This window comes from Nonomuraea sp. 10N515B, from assembly GCF_052245915.1.
Classification (GTDB): Bacteria; Actinomycetota; Actinomycetes; order Streptosporangiales; family Streptosporangiaceae; genus Nonomuraea.
The window spans coordinates 68,940-87,005 of the sequence record NZ_JBQQBQ010000039.1 but is presented as its reverse complement, the minus strand read 5'-3'; the positions used below and the strand labels follow the sequence as shown (position 1 = coordinate 87,005).

The following is an 18,066-nucleotide window of genomic DNA, read 5'->3' as shown; positions in this document are numbered from 1 at the left end:
CCGGCGGCGGTCAGCCGCCGGTCGATGTCAGTGGCCGGAGTCGTCAGCCGCCGGTGGACTCGCGGGCCACGACCGTGAAGCGGCTGATGAACTCCCGCGCGACCTGCCGTTTCTTCCCCTTCTCCGCCAGCCGCCCGACCAGGAACCGCACGGCCGTGCTCGCCATGAGCGCGTGGTCGGGGTCGATCGACGACAGCGACGGCACGATGTAGGCGCCTTCGGCGATGTTGTCGAACCCGATGACCTTGACGTCCTGCGGCACGCGCACCCCGGCGTCGGCGAACCCGCGCAGCGCGCCCATCGCCACCGTGTCGGTCACGCAGAAGGCGCCGTCGAACTCGACCCCGGACTCGCTCACCCGCCGCGCGGCGGCGGCGCCCTGCTCCATGGTGAGCCCGTCGATGTGGACGAGTAGCCGCGGGTCGAGGGGGATGCCGGCCTCCGCCAGCGCCTCCCGATAACCGTCGTAGCGCAGGCTGGACACGTCGACCTCGTCGCCGGGCGGCCCGCCGTCGATCAGCGCGATGCGGCGGCAGCCCCGCTCGATCAGGTGCGCGGTCGCCACCCGCGCGCCCTCGACGTTGGGCATCGCGACGTGGTCCACCGGCCCGTCGAAGATCCGCTCCCCCAGGATGACCACGGGGTAGTCGACCTTGAGCAGGTCGGTGTCGGCCGGTCCCAGCCCGACCGTGCTGAGGATGAGCCCGTCATAGAGCCGGTTGCGGGACAGGGCGAGCGCGTCGAGCTCGCCCTCGCGGGAGGCGCCGGTCTGCTCGATCGCCACCTTGAGGTTGTGCCGGGCCGCCGCGGTGATGATCTCGGCGGCCAGCTGCCCGTAGTAAGGCCGGTCGACCTCGGGAACGGCCAGCCCGATCGTGCCGGTGCGGCCGGTGCGGAGGTTGCGCGCGGCCACGTTGACCCGGTAGTCGAGGTCAGTGATGGCCTGCAGCACGCGAGCCCGGGTCTCGGTCTTGACGTGCGGATGGTCGTTGATCACATGGGACACGGTCATGGCGGACACGCCTGCTGCTCGTGCCACGTCCTGGATCGTCACCATCCCCGCCGCCTCACCGAAGAATCCTCTCATGGAGGGCCTCAGCCCTTGACGCTTCCTTGCAGGAGCCCGTTGACGATGTGCCGCTGCATCACGATGAAGAAGACCACGACGGGGATGAGCACGATCACGCTGAGCGTCATGAACGCCGGCCAGTCCACCGAGTACTCCCCGACGGCCTTGTAGACCTGCAGGACCAGGGTCTGCTTGTCGGGTGAGCTGATGAAGACGTTCGGCGTGATGAAGTCGTTCCAGATCCACATGGTCTGGAACACCCCGACCGTGATGAGGATCGGCCGGATGAGCGGCAGCACGATCCGCCAGTAGATCTGCCAGGGTCCGGCGCCGTCGATGCGGGCGGCCTCGAAGATCGAGATCGGCAGCGACCGCAGGTAGCCCTGGATGAGGAAGTAGCAGAAGATCGAGCCGGCCGCGTACAGGAAGACGAGCCCTTCCAGGCTGTCCACCAGCCGCAGCCCCACCAGGATCCGGTAGACGGGGATCAGCGTGGCCTGCCCGGGCACCAAGAACGCGATCACGAGGAGCACCCCGACCACCCGGTTGAGCAGCGTCTGGCGCAGCAGCATCGCGTACGCCGCCATCGACCCGATGACCAGCATGATCACGATGGACACGGCGGTGACGTAGAGGGTGTTGAGGAACGACTGCAGGATCGGCGTGCCCTCCAACACCCGCACATAGTTGTCCAGGTAAAGGCTCGTCGGCGGCGCGAGCGGCGCGGCGGACGTTTCCTGCCGCGTCTTGAACGTGTTGACGACGATGTAGTAGAAGGGCACGCCGACCACGGCCGCGGCCAGGATCATGGCCAGGGACAGAATCGGTGAGGAGCGCTGTTTCCTCATGAGAGGCGTCCCTCCAGGCGGCGGGACAGAACGAGCTGGACGGCCACGATCGCTCCCACGGCCAGCATGAAGACCACGGCCAGCGCGGAGGCCTGGCCGAACTTGGCCTGGGCGATGCCGCTCTGGATGATCGACTGGGTGATGGTGAAGGTCGCGTACCCGGGGCCGCCCTTGGTGAGGGTGTAGGGCAGATCGTAGACCTTCAGCCCGCCGGTCATCAGCAGCAGCGAGCTGACGGTGACCGCGGGGGCGAGCAGCGGCAGCGTGATCCTGAAGAACGACTGGCGCGGCGAGGCCCCGTCGACCCGCGCGGCCTCGTAGTAGTCGCCGGGGATGGACTGCAGGTACGCCAGGTAGAGGATGGCGTGCCAGCCGGTGGACGACCAGACGGCGACCATGATGATCGACAACTGGGCGAGCGTGCCGTCCGACAGCCACGACACGGGGCCGAACCCGCCGACCGCGTCGAGCAGCCAGTTGAGCGCGCCGGACCCGAGGGGCGACAGGATGAACCCCCACACCAGACCGAGGATCGCAATGCTCGGGATCGCCGGGAAGAAGAAGACCGCGCGCACCACGTTCCGGCCGAAGAAGCGCCGGTTGAGCAGCACGGCCAGCGGGATCGCCAGCACCGTGACGATCACGGTGGTGCCGATCGCGTACAGCAGCGTGAACCCCAGCCCCGCCAGCATGGACGGATCGCTGAAGATCTTCCGGTAGTTCTCCAGCCCGACGAAGTTGACGTCCGTGGAGTAGCCGTTGAAGTCGGTCACGCTGAAGTAGAGCGACTGCGCCAGCGGGATCGCGAACAACACCGCGAACACGATCCCGATCGGCACCAGGAACGCCTGCAGGCGCAGCCCTTCGAGCCTCTTCGGCGAGGTGAGCCAGGACAGGGCGCCCGTCGGTGCGGGCGCCCTTCTGCCGAGCGCGGTCATGTCAGCCCTGGGCCAGCCGGTTGTCCAGCGCGGCGGCGACGTCCGCCGGCTTGGCCTGGCCCTGCACCATCAGCTGGAGCTGGGCGACGGCCTCGGTGTTGAGCGCGTCCTGGACCCGCGGCCAGGCGATCTGCGGCAGGTAGAAGTTGCCGTCCTTGAGCGCCTGGAGGTTGGGCTCCAGCACCTTGTCGATCACGGGGGTGACGTCGGACGTGGTGGTCATGGCGGCCGTCTGCTTGTTGAACAGCGTGACGCCCTCCTTGCTGCCGAGGTACGTCAGGAACGCCTCGGCCTCCTTCTCGTGCTCGGTCTTGGCGTTGATGGCCCAGCCGGGCGAGGCGGCGCCGCCCCAGAACGGCTTGCCGTCGGGCGTGGGCACCCCGGCGAAGACCATGTTCATCTTCGGCGCCTTCTCCCGCAGCGAGGTCACGTCCCACGGACCCGCGGGGATCATCGCGACGCGGCCGTTGGCGAACTCGTCCACGATCTGCTCGCCCTTCAGGCTGACCGCGTCCTTGCCCAGCACGCCGCTGGTGAACAGCTGGTTGAAGGTCGTCAGCGGCCCGTTCCACAGGTCGCCGAACTTCTTCGTGCCTGCGAAGATCTGGGCGTCCACGTCGCCGCCCTGGCGCGCGTTCTCGTGGCCGACCAGGGCCGCGAAGGTGAGCGGCATGCCCGCCACCGATTCGTGGTACGGCGTGGTGCCCGCCGCCTTGAGCTTCTGGCACAGCGCGATGAAGTCGTCCCACTTGGTGGGGAATTCGGTGACGCCCGCCTTGGCGAGGAGGTCCTTGTTGTAGAGGATGCCGGCGGACCACGACGAGATCGACATGCCGTAGGCCTTGCCGTCCACGGACCAGGCCTCGGTGTTGAACTTGGACATGTTCGCCATGAACGGCTTGCCGGTCAGGTCCTTGACGAAGCCACCCTGAACGAGGTTGGTCTTGTTCTCCGCGGCGATCACGAACACATCCGCCGCGGTGCCCGAGACGAGCCTGGTCTGCAGCGCCGCGATGTACTCGGCCACGGGCGGGGCGGTGGAGAACTCGATGTCGATGCTGGGGTTCTGCTTCTCGAAGGCGTCGATGAGCGGCTTCATCGTCTGCTCGTTCTCCCAGGAGAAGAAGCTCAGCTTGGTCTTGCCGCCGCCGCTGCCTTCACTTCCCGAGCCGCATCCGGCCGTTGCGGCCAGGACGGCGGCCGCTGCCGCCAGCGTCGCGACTGATCTTCTGAGCAGGGACATCGCTCACCTCTTTGGCGATCGTTACCGTGGGGGATGGGCGCGCGGATGGACATCCACGCGGGGGGCAACCGGCCGGTCTTTCGCCGGTTTATCGATACAGTGGTTTGTATCGATAAAAATTGGCGGATGTCAAGGATGTGTTGCCGGACCCTCAACGGGCAGGATCGGGCCGATGAGCGGCTCGTCACGATCACAGGTCAGCATGCCGTCGCGGACCCTCAGCCGGGCCGCGTGCACGGCTGAGCGCCGTCCGCTGTCCGGCCCGTCCGGGTGGGTGAAGTAGAAGACCAGCGCTTCTTCGCCGGTCACCACGACGTCCGCGTGGTGCCCGTAGCCGGCGTCCTGCTCGCCGGTCCCCGGCTTGTCGAGGATGAGCCCCTGGGGCTGCCAGGTCTCGAGGTCGTCGGATCTGAGCACGCGCTGGCCGCGCCATTCGTCCACGATCATCCAGTGGTGGCCGCCGAGGGTGAACACGTTGGGCCCCTCGTGGGCGGAGATCGTCACCGCCGGGCCCTTGACCTTCCATTCATACAGGTCCTGGCTGTCGGCGGCCCAGGTGTGGGACCCGTCGGCCTCGTCCTTGTACCAGAGGCGGTGGCCGCCGCCGGGCAGCGGGGCCACACAGGCGTCGATCACGTACGCGGAGGACAGGTCCAAGGTGGAGCGGTAGGTCCAGCGGACGAGGTCGGGGCTGGTGTAGTGGCGGATATGGCGTTCATGGGGATGCCAGGCTTCGGGGACGCCGCGGATGACGCTGACGTACATGTGGTACGTGGCGCCGTCGTCGACGATCTCCGGCGCCCAGTACGTGTGCCGCCCCCACTCGAGGTCGAGACCGTCGATGGTCCCCCGATACAGCCAGGTCACGCCGCCGTCGGCGGAGGAGGCCACACCGAGGTCGGTGCCGTGGACCCAGCTGACGTCCTGGCGGTGCGGGGCGTTCGCCCGCCTGCTGGTGTAGACGAGCCACCACGCGCCCTCGGCGCGGTTCCAGATCACGGTGGGATCGGTGGCGCCGTCGAACATGGGGTCGCGGTAGAGCGGCCGGGGAACCTCTGTCATGACCGTCCCTTCTGTAGATCGGTTTGTAACGATACAGACGAGGAGGACACCCCGAATGGGGTGCCCTCCTCGTGGACGGACTGACCGGTGGGCCGGCTTAGTGCTTCACCGACACGGTGGAGACCGAGGTGGTGTCCTTCTCGGCCCAGGCGCGGGTGGAGAAGGCGACCGGGTGGCTCTTACGGCCGATGCCGTCGCCCCACTTGGTCACCACGTACTGGATCTTGATGTGGCCCTCGCCGCCGACGCCGTCCACGCCCAGGGTGTCGGGGTTGAACGTGCCGCCGGTCAGCTCGGCGAAGGTCTTGGCGTCCAGGTCGAGCATGACGCCACGGCTGGAGGGGTCGCCGGGGCCGCGGTCGCCGACGAAGAAGGGCAGCTTCTTGCCCTTGTACATCACGTAGCCCTCGGTCATGAGCGGCCAGCTGGGGCTGGCGGCCAGACCCTTCTGCATGGGCTTGCCGGCGGCGGGAAGGCCGGTGTCACCGGCGCGACCGGAGGAGTCGTCCCAGAAGTAGGACGCGGTGGTCGAGCCCTGGAGCTTGGCCTTGCCGGCGTCCGAGCCGGTGTCGGCGTGTGCCGCGGCGGAGCCGATGGTCAGGGCGCCAAGGGTGGAGGCTGCGAGCAGGGCGATAGAGCGCATGCGGGCAGTCATAGTTAAAGGTCAGTCCTTTGTTAGGGGACACGTACAGGCATTGCACTCGCTTGACCGACGTAGCCGGGCATGAGGCCACAGTCGCTACGTGGAGCGCAAGAGGATCCGGGAAACCGCCCTTCAGAGGTAAGGTGCGGGTCATTCCCCGGCAACTGGAACTACGTTACCGACTCGAATCGGACAAACGCAAATAAAACACCACGAATCCGGCAAAGATCTACCCTGTGCGGTAAAGCCAGCTTCGGGGTTGCGGGGGTAACGCCACGGCCGGCCCATCCATTCCCTGAGCTGCGGGCGGACGCTCCCGGGGCGCTCGCCCGCAGCCCTTTGCCTCGACCAGACCCGCCCGGCCGGGTCACGTCGACGTCGTGGCCCGGCCAGGCGCGATCATGGGCGGCGAGCGATCAGGTGAGCTGGATGTAGTCGAGCTCGGCGTATCCGGTGCCGCCCGCGAAGTATGGCGAGCCCTTCGCCAGGCGGATCACGTTGTAGCCGGCCCTGAGGTTGACGCTGGTGCTGATCGTGGCCCCGAACTGGCCCCAGCCCGCGGTCGGCGGGTAGCTGACCGTGGTCCAGGCCCCGCCGTTGTAGGCCAGGCCCTGGGTGGCGGTGGCGCCGGTGCCGTTGGCGTAGCCGATGGTCATCGTGTACGCCCGGGCGGTGGGCACGTTCACCACGAAGTCGACGTAGCTGTCGGTGCGCGGCGTGCCCGAGTTGTCGATCCGGCCCACGTAGCCGCCTGCCGACGCGCTGGAGGCGCTCAGCCGCTGGGCGCGGAACACGGAGGCGTTCTCGGCCTCGTAGCGCTGCTGGTAGGACGGGACCCCGCTGCCGGGTTCGATGATGAGCTGGTAGGCGCTGGTGGCGCTCATGTTCGGCACCGACACGCTGAGGTTGCCGCCGCTGACCGTGCGGGTGGTGGTGGAGACGGTGGCAGGCGCGGTCACGGCGGTGAAGCGGCCGCTGGACGGGGTGGACAGCAGCGTGACGCGCACGCTGGAGCCGAGCGGGCCGAGGCCCGTGAGGTTGACGGTGTTGGCCCCGGCCTCGTTGCCGAACACCACGTTGACGATCCTGCGGGTGGGGTCGTAGGAGGCGAACCCGTCCAGGCCGGTCTGCGTGCTGGTCGTCGTGGTGACCATGTTCCCGGCCATGTCGCCATACCACTTGTACAGCCACCAGGTGCCGGTGGGCTGGTTGTTGTTGACGACCAGGCCGTTCATGGTGCCGTACTCGTACCAGAAGGCCCGGTGCGCGGATTCGACGCCGCCTCGCTCCAGCTTGGCCACGTAGCTGGCGACCCGGCCGGGGACGTCCACCTCGGCGGGTGCGGCGTACTCGTTGATGGAGATGCGGCGCGGGCTGATGCCCAGCGACGCCTCCAGGTTGCGGTAGTCGGCGATGTCGCCGGCGATCCTGGTGGGGTTCGTCAGCTCGTGCCAGCAGATGATGTCGGGCAGCGTGCCGGTGTCCCTGGCGCGGGTGAGGAACGCCTGCATCCAGGAGCGGTTGTAGGTGGCGGTGCTGGGGCCGACGATCGGCGTGAGCGTGTCGAGCGCGCGCACCGCCCGGAACGTGCGCACCCAGCCGTCGTTGAAGTTGCCCGCGGCAGAGGTGTTCCAGGTGTAGTCGGGCTCGTTCCAGAGCTCCCAGCCGATGACGTTCGTGACCGTGGTGGCCGACAGGCGGGCGTTGACCATGGTGTTGACCTTGGCCAGCCAGTCGTCCCAGCTCACCCACCGGTAGGGGAAGTCCGGGTAGATGTCGGGCATGCGGATGAACTCACCCGCGCCGACCCGGGTGGCCTGCGGGGCGACCAGGAGGGCGTCGCCGCCGGGCGGCTGGCCGTTGGGGCGCTGGCCGACGCCGGGCGCGGGCTGGGTGAGCGAGTTCACCTTGATCGGCAGCAGGGTGGAGTCGGCCGGGCGGGAGTTCTCCGCCAGGCCGTAGAGGCCGCCGGAGGCGGCGTGGGTGACGGTCCGGAACGGCTGGGCGACGTTGACGGTCAGCGTCGCGCCTGCCGCGGCGGCCGGAGGGGCGGCGGTCACCACGGTGGCGGCCGTGGTGACCAGTGCTAAGGCGATCGCTCGGATTCGGGACATGGTGTCACGCTCCTTCGGGGGGTGTGGACACGGGCAACCAGATGCGCATGCTCGACGGGCCGCGCTGGGCCCAGGAGTGGTACGGGCGCAGTGGCAGGTCGAGCCACTCGGCGCGCTCCGCGGGAACGGCCGAGAGACGGTAGGGCCAGGGCCGGTCGGGGTGGGCGGGCAGGAGGGCGCGGACCCGCGCGCCGCCGGGCTCGGCCTGAGGGCTGGACAGGGGGTCGATCGCCAGGGAGTCGAGCCCGCCGGAGTGCGGGAGGTCGTGGGCCTCGGCGCACAGGACCTCGGGGCCGCGCTCGACGGCGACGCAGCCGCGTACGGCGTCGATGCGGGGGTCCGGCCAGGTGAAGCGGGGCTCCATCGGGAGTTCGAGGGTGATCACCTCGCCGGCGCGGAACGCCCGCCGGATCTCCAGCATGCCGGGCTCGACCGGCCGTGCCTGCCCGTCCTCGGTCAATGTGGCGCCGGCGGCCCAGGCCGGCACCCGCAGGGAGAGGGTCCAGGGCGAGGGCGCCTCGGCCACGATCCGGACGCGGACGGTCCCCGACGCGGGGTAGTCCGTCTCGACGTCCACGGCGACCTGCCGCCCGCCGGGCAGCTCGGCGCGGACGGTACCGGGCGCGTACTGGTGGATCTGCAGGCCGTCGTCGTCGGCGGTGGCGACGTAGCCGTCCAGGCTGGCCAGCGTCCTGGCGACGTTGGTGGGGCAGCAGGAGACGTCGAACCAGGCGGCCCGGACGCCGGCCTCGGCCCGGGGGCTGACCTCGGTGGCGTCCGCCGGCTTGCCGGGCGTGCGCTGGTGGAGGGGGTTGGCGTAGAAGAACGCCCGGCCGTCGGGGCTCGGGGAGGTCGCGATGACGTTGTAGAGCGTGCGCTCGATGAGGTCGGTGTAGCGGACGTCGCCCGTGGCCAGGTAGAGCCGCCAGGACACCATGATCGAGGCCACACCGGCGCACGTCTCGCAGTAGGCCCGGTCCGGCGGCAGCTCCCAATCCTCGCCGAACCCCTCGTCCTGGTGGCGGGAGCCCATGCCGCCCGTGATGTAGGTGCGGCGCGCGACCGAGCGCTCCCACTGCCGCTCGATCGCGGCCAGCAGCTCCTCGTCGCCGAGCTCGACGGCGACGTCCACCGCGGCGGCGGTGAGGTAGAGCGCGCGCACGGCGTGGCCGCGCCAGACGTCGGCCTGCCTGATCGGGATGTCGTCCTGGAAGTAGGCGCGGCCCAGCGGGATGTCCCGCAGGGTCCCGTGCCCGCGGCGGTCGAGGAACAGCCGGGCCTGCTCGACGTAGCGCTCCTCCCCCAGTGCCCGGCCGAGCTCGGCCAGCCCGACCTCGATCTCGGGGTGTCCGCAGATGCCCGGGTTGCCGCCGGGGCCGAAGGTGCGGCACACGTGGTCGGCGGCCCGCCGCGCGATCCGTACCAGGTCGTCCTCGCCGGAGGTGCGCAAGCGGGCCACCGCGGCCTGCAGGAGGTGGCCGGTGTTGTAGAGCTCGTGGCCCATTTCCAGGTCGCTGTAGCGCGGCGGCTGCTCGCCGTGCCCGAAGCACGTGTTGAGGTAGCCGTCGGGGTCCTGCGCCCGGCCGATGCGGGCGGTGAGCCGCTTGATGGCCGCCTCCGCGTCCGGGTCGCCAGTCCGGCCGGTCTCCCAGGCCAGGGCCTCCAGCAGCTTGTAGACCTCGGAGTCGGAGAACGACCAGCCCGGGCGGTCGGGCCCGGTCGTGCCGTCGGCGACGCGGTCGAAGTTCGCGAGCCAGCCGAGGCGCTCCATCCACGACTCGCAGTGGAACAGCGTGGCCGTCGCGTTCACGCTCTGCCTGCGGCCCCAGAACCCGCCGGTGATGGACACCTGGGCGAGCCCCAGAGGGCGTACCGGGCCGGTCGGCGGCAGCACGGGAACGGAGCGGTCGGTCATGTGGTGGGCCTTTCGAATCACGGAACGATCAGTCCTTCACGGCGCCCGCGGTGACCCCGGCGGCGATGTAACGCTGCGCGAGGACGAGGAGGAACGCGGCGGGAACGGACGCGATCACGGCGGTCGCCATGATCGAGTTCCATTGGGTCGTGTTGTTGCCGATGTAACGGAAGATGCCGAGCGTGATGGGGATGACGTCGCTGTTGCGGTTGAGCGTGGAGGCGAAGATGAAGTCCGACCACGCCCACAGGAACGCGAAGAGCGAGACCGTGATCACCGAGTTGCGGCTGAGCGGCAGGATGATCGAGCGGAACGTGCGCCAGGTGCTCGCCCCGTCGATCTGGGCCGCGGCCATGAGCTCGGCGGGGATGCTCGCCATGAACGCCCGGAACAGCAACACCCCGAACGGCACGGCCAGCGTGGAGTCGGCCACGATCAGGCCCGCGACGGTGTTGAGCATCCCGAGCCTGATGTAGATCGCGTAGAAGCCCATGGCCATGACCACGGCGGGGATCATCTGGGCGACCAGGAGCAGGAAGTCGATCCCGCGCGCGCCGAGCGGCCGCAGCTTGGCCAGCGAGTAGCCGGCGGGCAGCGACACGACCAGCGTGAGCGCGACCGTGCCGAGGCCGATGAACAGGCTGGTGGCCAGGGCCGGCAGCTGCTGGCCGAACGCCGCGGTGTATCCCTCGAACGTGGGGTCCCACGGGAACCAGTGCGGCGGGTCGGCCCGCATGTCGCTCGTCTTGGTGAGCGAGACGTTGAACATCCAGTAGACCGGGAAGAGCATCAGCCCCACCAGGACGACGCCGAGCGCGGTCTTCCAGAAGGATCTCCCGGTCCTCATGCGCGTTCCTCCCTGCGCTGCAGATGCACGTGCACGAGCCCGGCGGCGAAGGCGATGAGGATGAGGATGTTGCCGACGGCCGCCGCCGGGGAGAAGTCAGGCTGCCCGGTGCCGAACGCCTCCCGGTAGGACCAGATGGCCAGCGTCGTCGAGGCGTCCGCCGGACCTCCCCTCGTCATGATCCAGATGATGTCGACGACCTTGAGCGTGTAGATCAGGCCGAGCAGCAGCGTGATCGCCGACACCGGGCGCAGCAGGGGGAACGTGATGCGCCAGAAGCGCTGCCAGGCGTTCGCCCCGTCCAGGCCGGCGGCCTCGTACAGGTCGGCCGGGATGTTCTGCAGCCCCGCGTAGAGGATCACCAGGTTGAACGGGATCCCGAGCCAGATGTTGGCGATGGTGACGGCCAGCAGTGAGGTGTCGGGCGAGGTGAGCCAGTTGATCTGGCCGATCCCGAACGCCTGCAGGGCCGCGTTGACGATGCCGTTCTCGCTGTTGAGCATCCACGACCAGGTCGAGGCGGAGACGATCAGCGGCAGCAGCCACGGCACCAGGAACATCGCGCGCAACGCCACCGACAGGCGGAAGGTGCGGTGGAAGAAGACCGCGAGCGCCAGCCCGAGGGCGTACTGCACGGCGATGGATCCCAGCGTGAACACAGCGGTGTTGCCCAGAGCCCGCAGGAAGGTGTCGTCGGACAGGATGGTCGCGTAGTTCTCGAACCCCGTGAACTCCGGGTCGCCCTGCACGAACGCGCGCGGCGTGTAGTCGTGCACGCTGAGCTCGATGTTGCGGTAGAGCGGATAGGCGTAGAAGAGGAGCAGGTAGACGACGAGCGGCGCGAGGAAGGCGAGGGCCGTCCACCGGGGAGAGCGCCGCCGGGGAGCCTGGTGCGCCGCTCTCCTCACCGTGACCGTCTGGGTGCGAACGGAGGTCATCGGATCAGCCGCCGGTGGCCTGCTTCGCCTGCGCCTGCGCCTCCTTGAGCGCGTCGGCCGGGCTGGCCGAACCGCTCAGCGACTTCTGCACAGCCGTCCACATCGCCTCGGAGATCTTCGGGTACTTGGTGCCGAGGTTGTCGCTGGTGCGGCCCTTGGCGGACTGCACGGCCCCGACCCACGGCTTCAGGCCGGGTTCCTTGGCGAGGATCGCCTGCTGCCCGTCGGCGGTGGAAGGGATGTAGTAGGCGAACGTCGTACCGGTCTCCACCAGGCCCTCGGGCGTGGTCATGCACTCGAGGATCTTCTTGGTGGCGCTGTAGCGGCCGGTGTCCTTCTGCACCGGGACCGTGATGAACTCGCCGCCCGTGGGCGTGGGGGCGACGCCCCCGTCCTTGCCGGGAATCTGGACGATGCCGGTGGGGAAGTCCGCCTTCCCGGCGCTGTTGATCTGCCACGTGCCGTTCTCGGCGAAGGCGAACTCGCCCGTCAGGAACTCCTCCCAGGTGGTGTTCTGCGAGTTGCTGATGACCGAGTTGGGCGCGGTGCCGTCCTTGACCCACGACGTCCACAGCTCCAGCGCCGCCACGGCCTCGGGCGAGTCGAGCTGGGTGAGCTGCGCGCCGGCGCCCCAGAACCACGGCAGGAACTGGAAGGATCCCTCTTCCGTGCCGATGGCCGAGAACGTGATCGGCTTCTTGCCCGCCGCCTTGACCTTCTTCAGCGCCGCGTTGAGCGAGGCCCAGTCCTTGATCGAGGCGGGGTCGACGCCGGCCTCGTCGAGGATCTTCTTGTTGTAGTAGAGGGCGAGGGTGTTGGCGCCGATGGGGATGCCGTAGGTCTTGCCGTCCAGCTCACCGGCGGCGATGAGGTTCTTGTCGAACCGGGCGGTGTCCAGCCCGAAGTCGGCCATGGTGGTGAGCATCCCGGCGTCGGCGAGCGTCGAGACGGCCGGGTTGTCCAGGAGGATGACGTCCGGCGCGTTGCCCTCCTGCCCGGCCAGCAGCGCCTGGTTGGTCAGCGCGGTCGTGTCGTAGGCGGTGCGCTCGATGGTGACGCCGGCCTGCTGCCCGCAGGTGTTCACCCGCTTCGCCCAGGCGGAGGACGCGTCGTGCTGCGGGTACGGGTCCCACCACGTGTAGGCCGTGCCGGCGGAGCCGGCGGTCGTGGGGGTGCTGCCACCCTGAGGGGCGGAGGCGCAGGCGGACAGAGCGGACAGCGCCAGAGCGGCGGTTCCGAAGACCGCCGCCCTCGTGGACATCGACGGACGGTTCATCGATTCCTCCAATGTTAGCGCTCACATCGAGCGGTCAAAGGTGGTTTGGGGGGTAGAGGCCCGTGTTCAGCGGGCGTGCGGAGGCGGGAGCGGCGCTCCCGGGGCTGCGGTGCTGCCTCGGGAGACCAGTTCGGGAGAGATGAAGCGCACCACGAACGGCTCGTTGCGGGCCGACGCCGATTCGACGCGGCGCACGAGCTGGCGCACCGCCATGGAGCCGAGGCGGTCGGGTGCGCTCTCGATGAAGGAATAGGGCAGGGAGAAGGTCGCGGCGAACTCCTCGGAGTAACGCCCGATGACCGACAGGTCCTCGGGGACTCGCAGTCCCCGCTGGTAGGTGACCGACGGCAGCGCGGCGGCGGCCGCCTCGTTGTTGATCAGCAGGCCGGTCGCCGCCGGGTAGGCGTCGAGCAGGCCGTTGAGCAGGCGGCCGACGGCGGGTTGCCGGGACTCGCCGTATACCGCGTGCAGGGTGACGCCCAGCTGCCGCGCCCGTTCCTGCGCGGCGTCGCGCAGGCGCCACACGTACGCGCCGCCGCGCTCGACCACGTGCTCGGGCTGCGAGATCAGGATGAGCTCGCGGTGGCCGAGGCGATGGAGGTGCTCCACCATGACCCGGCCGGCCTCCTCGAAGTCCAGGTCGAACACGTCGAGCCCCGAGCAGTCGCCGGGCAGGCCGACCAGGGCGCCCGGCTGCGGCGCGGCGCGCAGGATGGGCAGCCGCGGGTCGTCCTCCGCGATGTTCATCAGCACGACGCCGTCCACCATCCGGGAATCGGTGATGCGCCGCAGCGCCCGCGCGCCGTCGGCCTCAGTGACCAGCAGCGTGTCGTAGCCCAGGTCGCGGGCGGTGTCGGTGACGCCCAGGATGTACTGCATCATCGCGGGCGCGAACTCGTCTTCGTGGAACTGGGCGAGCAGACCGAGGACCTTGGTCTGGGAGGTGGCGAGCGCGCGGGCGCCGGCGTTCGGCGTGTACGCCAGCGCCTCGGCCGCCGCCAGCACCCGCCGGCGGACCTCCTCCGAGATGGGCCGCTTGCCCGACAGCGCATACGACGCCGTGCTGCGGCTCACCCCGGCCTCCCGGGCCACGTCTCCGATCGTCGCCACTCTCACCTCCTGATCATTGAACCGGTTCGACAGTTGCGTTGCGGACTCCCTCATATCGTCGCCCGGACGACGCCTTCGCCCAGAGTTCCCTGGACGGTGCCTCATCGGCATCGGCGAACCGGTTCAACGATTGGGCTCGACTGTCACTCCTCCAGGAGGCAGGCGTCAAGAGCGCGGGCGACGGAAGATACCGAATCGTGACTTGCCGGAAACGGTGGGAAACCACCCCATTGACGTGCGCGCCGCGGCTACGTAACCTACGCGAAACCTCGGTTGCGTTGCGGATCGACTCCCTCGGTTTTGTTAGCGCTCACATGACCTAGGGACATCGTGATGACCTTTCCGAGCATCACCAAGGCCATGCGCGCCGGGCTCCTCCCGGCCGCCCTCACCCTCGCGTTAACCCTTGGCGTCCCGGTCGCGGCAGCGGCCGATCCGCCTGCTCCCGCCCTCGTCTACGAATTCGACGCCGACGACGTCAGCACCGGCTCCGTCACCGACTCCTCGGGCAACGGCCTGCACGGGACGCTGGTCAACGGCTCCACCGCGTCGTTGGTCGACGGCGCGGGCGGAGGTCACGCGCTGAGCCTGCCCGGCGGCGCGCCCACCTCCAACGGCGCCTACGTGAGGTTGCCGCTGGCCGCGATCCAAGGCAAGACCGATCTGACCGTGTCGGCTCGGGTGAAGTGGGACGGCACCACCGCCCCCTGGCAGTGGATCTACGCGCTGGGCAAGGACACCAGCCGCTACCTGTTCACCACGCCGTACAACGGCGACGGCCGCCTGCGCACGGCCGTCACCGCCTCGGCGGCGGGCGGCGAGGCCCAGGTCACGGGCTATGCCCCGCTGCCGGCGAACGCCTGGAAGACGCTGACGGTCACCCTCGACACGGCCGCCAAGCGCGTCACCACCTACCTCGACGGCGCCGCCGTCGCCTCCGCCGCCACGAACGTGACGGCCGCGCAGCTGATCGACGCCGCCACGACGTCCGCCGGCTTCATCGGCCGCTCGTTCTATCCGGATCCGCTGTTCGACGGCGCGATCGACGACTTCCGCGTCTACGGCGCGGCGCTGACGGCCGAGCAGGTCGCCACCCTCGCCGGCGGCCAGGTCCCCACCCCGACCGGCCTGACCCAGGACGCCTTCGCGGTGCGGACGTTCATCGGCACCGCGCCGTCCCTGCCGGCCGCGGTCCGCGCCACCTTCTCCGACGGCTATGACCGCGACGTGTCCATCACCTGGGCGCAGGTGAGCCCCGAGGACTACGCCAAGGCCGGGACGTTCACCGTGAAGGGCACGGCGGGCGGCCGCGCCGTCACCGCCAACGTCACGGTGATCCGCGAGGGCCAGCTCGTCATCGACCTGGCCAAGGACACCGGCGCCTTCCACGGCGGCGCGTCCGGCACGCTCTACGGCCTGTATGGGCCCGGGGTGCCGACGAACAACCTGATCGAGGGCATGCGCCTGCGCACGGTCTCGACCAAGGCCCAGGACGGCCCGCAGCACCCGGGGGCCGACGCCCTCGAAGTGGTCAAGCCGCTGGCCGACAGCACCAATGGCGACGTGTACATCTACATGACCGACATCCACCGCGGCTTCCCGTACCAGTGGCCGGGCAGCACGCCGCAGGAGAAGATGGACCTGTTCAAGGAGAAGATCGCCAAGCAGGTCGACCAGGTCCTCCAACTAGACGCGAAATATCAGGACAACATCGTCTTCGTGCCATTCAACGAGCCCGAGGGCAACATGTTCGGCACCGGCGAGTGGAGCTACAACCGCAAGAGCTGGCTCAACGACCCGACGGACTACTTCAGGGCGTGGGACGAGGTCCACGCGCTCATCAAGGGCAAGATGCCGCAGGCCCGCATCGCCGGACCCAACACCAGCGTGCTGTACTCCCAGGTGAAGGGCTTTCTGCAGCACGCCGTCAAGGCCGGCACCGTGCCCGAGGTGATGACCTGGCACGAACTCAGCCACCCCGAGCAGGTGCGGCAGAGCGTCAAGCGCTACCGCGGCTGGGAGGCCGAGGTCTTCGCCGGCACCGAGCACGCCGGGAAGAAGCTGCCGATCAACATCAACGAGTACGCCTTCAACTACCACACCTCGGTGCCCGGTCAGATGATCCAGTGGGTGTCGGCCATCGAGGAGTCGAAGGTGGACGCCGACATCGCGTACTGGAACATCGACGGCAACCTGTCCGACTCCGCCGTGCAGGCCAACCGCGCCAACGGCCAGTGGTGGCTGCTCAACGCCTACGGCGGCATGAGCGGGCACACCGTGCAGGTCACGCCACCGTTCCCGGGGCAGAACTACACCCTGCAGGGCGTCGCCACCCTCGACCCGGCCAAGAAGCAGGCCCGGACGATCTTCGGTGGCGCGAGCAGCGCCGGGCACATCCGCTTCGAGAACGTCCCCGCCGGCGTCTTCGGTGACAGTGTGCACGCCTGGATCCGCGAGATCCCGTGGACGGGGCAGATCGGCGACTCGGCGCAGCCGGAGATCATCGCCGAGCGTGACGTCAAGGTCGAGAACGGCACCGTGGCGTTCGACTTCGGCAGCGGCGGCCTGCCGCGGCTGAAGGAGTCGTCGGCGTACGAGATCGTGCTCAGCCCCGAGGGCGCGGGCACGGTGACAGCGCCCGCGCCCAAGCTGTGGGAGCAGTCGTACGAGGCCGAGGACGCCAAGTACACCGGCGGCGGCTACAGCCGCAACGGCCCCGAGGGCTCGCCCTCGGACGTGTCGAAGTTCTACACCTCCGGCCGCTACAACGTCGGCGGGCTGCGGACCGGCTCCGACGGGGTGCTCGACTTCACCGTCGAGGTCCCGCAGGACGGCCGCTACGACCTGAGCGTCTTCGCCAACTCGCTCAACACCTTCGACCGGGTGCGCGAGCAGGGGCCCACCAACGTCTTCGTCCGCGTGGACGGCGCCGCCGAGCAGGAGCTGTTCCTGCCCCTCGGCTACAAGTGGGTCGTGTGGGACCACGCCGGCACCACCGTGGAGCTCAAGGCGGGCAAGCACGTGATCTCCCTGGCCGCGCGGAGCCTCGACGGCGCCAAGGCGACCAAGGGCGATGCGATCGTGGACCGGATCCGGCTGTCGCTGGCCAACCCGGCGGCGGCGACCTCGATCTACGAGGCGGAGCTGGCCGACCTGAGCGGGGCCCACATCGCCCACGACGTCAAGGGCGACGGCGTCGGCGGCTCGGGTGTCGTGGCGGCCGACCGCGGGAAGTCGGTGACGTTCTGGGTCTACTCCGCCCGGGACGCCGCGGCCGTCCTCGACCTCAAGCTGCTCGGCTCCGGCGAGGCGACGATATCCGTCAACGGCATCCAGGTGATGGAGGACGCCCGGCGCGACGGCTCCACCAGGACGGTGTCGCTGTCCGGCGGCGTCAACAAGGTCACGGTCACCGGCGCGTCCGGCACGGCGCTCGTCGACCGGCTGGAGGTGCGCCCGGCCGCCGACGCACTGCCCGGCACCGCCTACGAGGCGGAGTCCGCGCAGCTGGCCGGCACGGCCCAGGCTGCGCAGCTCTCCCTGGCCAGTGGCAAGGCCGCGGTCACCGGGGTCGGCGGCACGCCGGGCAACGCCAACACGCTCACCTTCACCGTCCAGGCGGACAAGCCGGGCACGTACGCGATGCGCGTCCGCTACTCCAACCCGGAGCAGTCGCCCGCGACGCACTACAACCCGGACCCGCTCGCCAGGCACGCCGACATCTCGGTGAACGGCGCCGCCCCGCAGCGCGTCCTGTTCCCGCACTCCTTCCACGAGAACAACTTCTGGGAGCTCACGGTCCCGGTGCAGTTGGAGAAGGGCGAGAACACGGTGCGGTTCTCCGCCGAGGAACTGCCCAACTTCGACGGCAAGACCTACGCGTCGGAGACCTTCCCGGGAGTGCTCCTCCGCTCCCAGTACGCCCCGGCCATCGACAAGATCACGGTCGCTCCCTACCGGGACTGACACACCCACTCCCCCGCCCGTGCCCCGCAACCCCGGCGCACGGGCGGGACGCTCCATCGGTCCTCAATCGATTCTCGGTCGTGGCGCGGCACAGTAG

Annotated in this window: 13 protein-coding genes; 1 reads left to right on the top strand and 12 read right to left on the bottom strand. The window is 69.4% G+C overall.

From position 1 onward, the window contains the following. Positions 1-43: 43 nt before the first annotated feature. The 12 genes from ACTWQA_RS40205 to ACTWQA_RS40150 all read right to left on the bottom strand — a co-directional run bounded on the left by ACTWQA_RS40205 (position 44) and on the right by ACTWQA_RS40150 (position 14,003). Positions 44-1,087: a LacI family DNA-binding transcriptional regulator gene (locus tag ACTWQA_RS40205; RefSeq protein WP_443164163.1), complete on the bottom strand. Its 1,044-nt coding sequence runs from the start codon at positions 1,085-1,087 to the stop codon at positions 44-46. 8 nt (positions 1,088-1,095) lie between these two features. Next, positions 1,096-1,917, bottom strand: coding sequence for a carbohydrate ABC transporter permease (locus tag ACTWQA_RS40200; protein ID WP_443164162.1), 822 nt, complete (start codon positions 1,915-1,917; stop codon positions 1,096-1,098). Then, complete coding sequence (locus ACTWQA_RS40195) at positions 1,914-2,855, bottom strand: carbohydrate ABC transporter permease (RefSeq protein ID WP_443164161.1); 942 nt, start codon at positions 2,853-2,855, stop codon at positions 1,914-1,916. The genes ACTWQA_RS40200 and ACTWQA_RS40195 overlap by 4 nt, the downstream gene beginning before the upstream one ends. A 1-nt stretch (position 2,856) precedes the next feature. Continuing rightward, a complete protein-coding gene (locus ACTWQA_RS40190; protein WP_443164160.1) occupies positions 2,857-4,098 on the bottom strand; it encodes an ABC transporter substrate-binding protein in 1,242 nt (413 codons plus the stop codon). Between the two features lie 129 nt (positions 4,099-4,227). Beyond that, positions 4,228-5,160: a hypothetical protein gene (locus ACTWQA_RS40185; protein WP_443164159.1), complete on the bottom strand. Its 933-nt coding sequence runs from the start codon at positions 5,158-5,160 to the stop codon at positions 4,228-4,230. A 97-nt stretch (positions 5,161-5,257) separates the two neighbouring features. After that, positions 5,258-5,803, bottom strand: a complete 546-nt coding sequence (locus ACTWQA_RS40180) for a hypothetical protein (protein WP_305917158.1) — start codon at positions 5,801-5,803, stop codon at positions 5,258-5,260. A 416-nt stretch (positions 5,804-6,219) separates the two neighbouring features. Further along, positions 6,220-7,917: a CBM35 domain-containing protein gene (locus tag ACTWQA_RS40175; protein ID WP_443164158.1), complete on the bottom strand. Its 1,698-nt coding sequence runs from the start codon at positions 7,915-7,917 to the stop codon at positions 6,220-6,222. A gap of 4 nt (positions 7,918-7,921) precedes the next feature. Continuing rightward, positions 7,922-9,832 (bottom strand): glycoside hydrolase family 127 protein, encoded by a 1,911-nt coding sequence (locus ACTWQA_RS40170; protein ID WP_443164157.1) that lies wholly within the window; start codon positions 9,830-9,832, stop codon positions 7,922-7,924. Positions 9,833-9,860: 28 nt separating this feature from the next. Next, on the bottom strand, positions 9,861-10,679 hold the full coding sequence (locus ACTWQA_RS40165; protein ID WP_443164156.1) for a carbohydrate ABC transporter permease: 819 nt from the start codon (positions 10,677-10,679) through the stop codon (positions 9,861-9,863). Then, positions 10,676-11,617 carry a carbohydrate ABC transporter permease gene (locus ACTWQA_RS40160; RefSeq protein WP_443164155.1) on the bottom strand — a complete coding sequence of 314 codons (942 nt, stop codon included), beginning with the start codon at positions 11,615-11,617 and terminating at the stop codon, positions 10,676-10,678. Before ACTWQA_RS40160 ends, ACTWQA_RS40165 begins: the two co-directional genes overlap by 4 nt. A 4-nt stretch (positions 11,618-11,621) precedes the next feature. After that, positions 11,622-12,893, bottom strand: coding sequence for a sugar ABC transporter substrate-binding protein (locus ACTWQA_RS40155; RefSeq protein ID WP_443164154.1), 1,272 nt, complete (start codon positions 12,891-12,893; stop codon positions 11,622-11,624). A 66-nt stretch (positions 12,894-12,959) separates the two neighbouring features. Beyond that, positions 12,960-14,003: a LacI family DNA-binding transcriptional regulator gene (locus ACTWQA_RS40150; RefSeq protein ID WP_443164153.1), complete on the bottom strand. Its 1,044-nt coding sequence runs from the start codon at positions 14,001-14,003 to the stop codon at positions 12,960-12,962. A 333-nt stretch (positions 14,004-14,336) separates the two neighbouring features. Here ACTWQA_RS40150 and ACTWQA_RS40145 point away from each other — a divergent pair, with 333 nt between their 5' ends. Continuing rightward, positions 14,337-17,969 (top strand): LamG-like jellyroll fold domain-containing protein, encoded by a 3,633-nt coding sequence (locus tag ACTWQA_RS40145; protein ID WP_443164152.1) that lies wholly within the window; start codon positions 14,337-14,339, stop codon positions 17,967-17,969. The last annotated feature ends 97 nt before the right edge of the window (positions 17,970-18,066 follow it).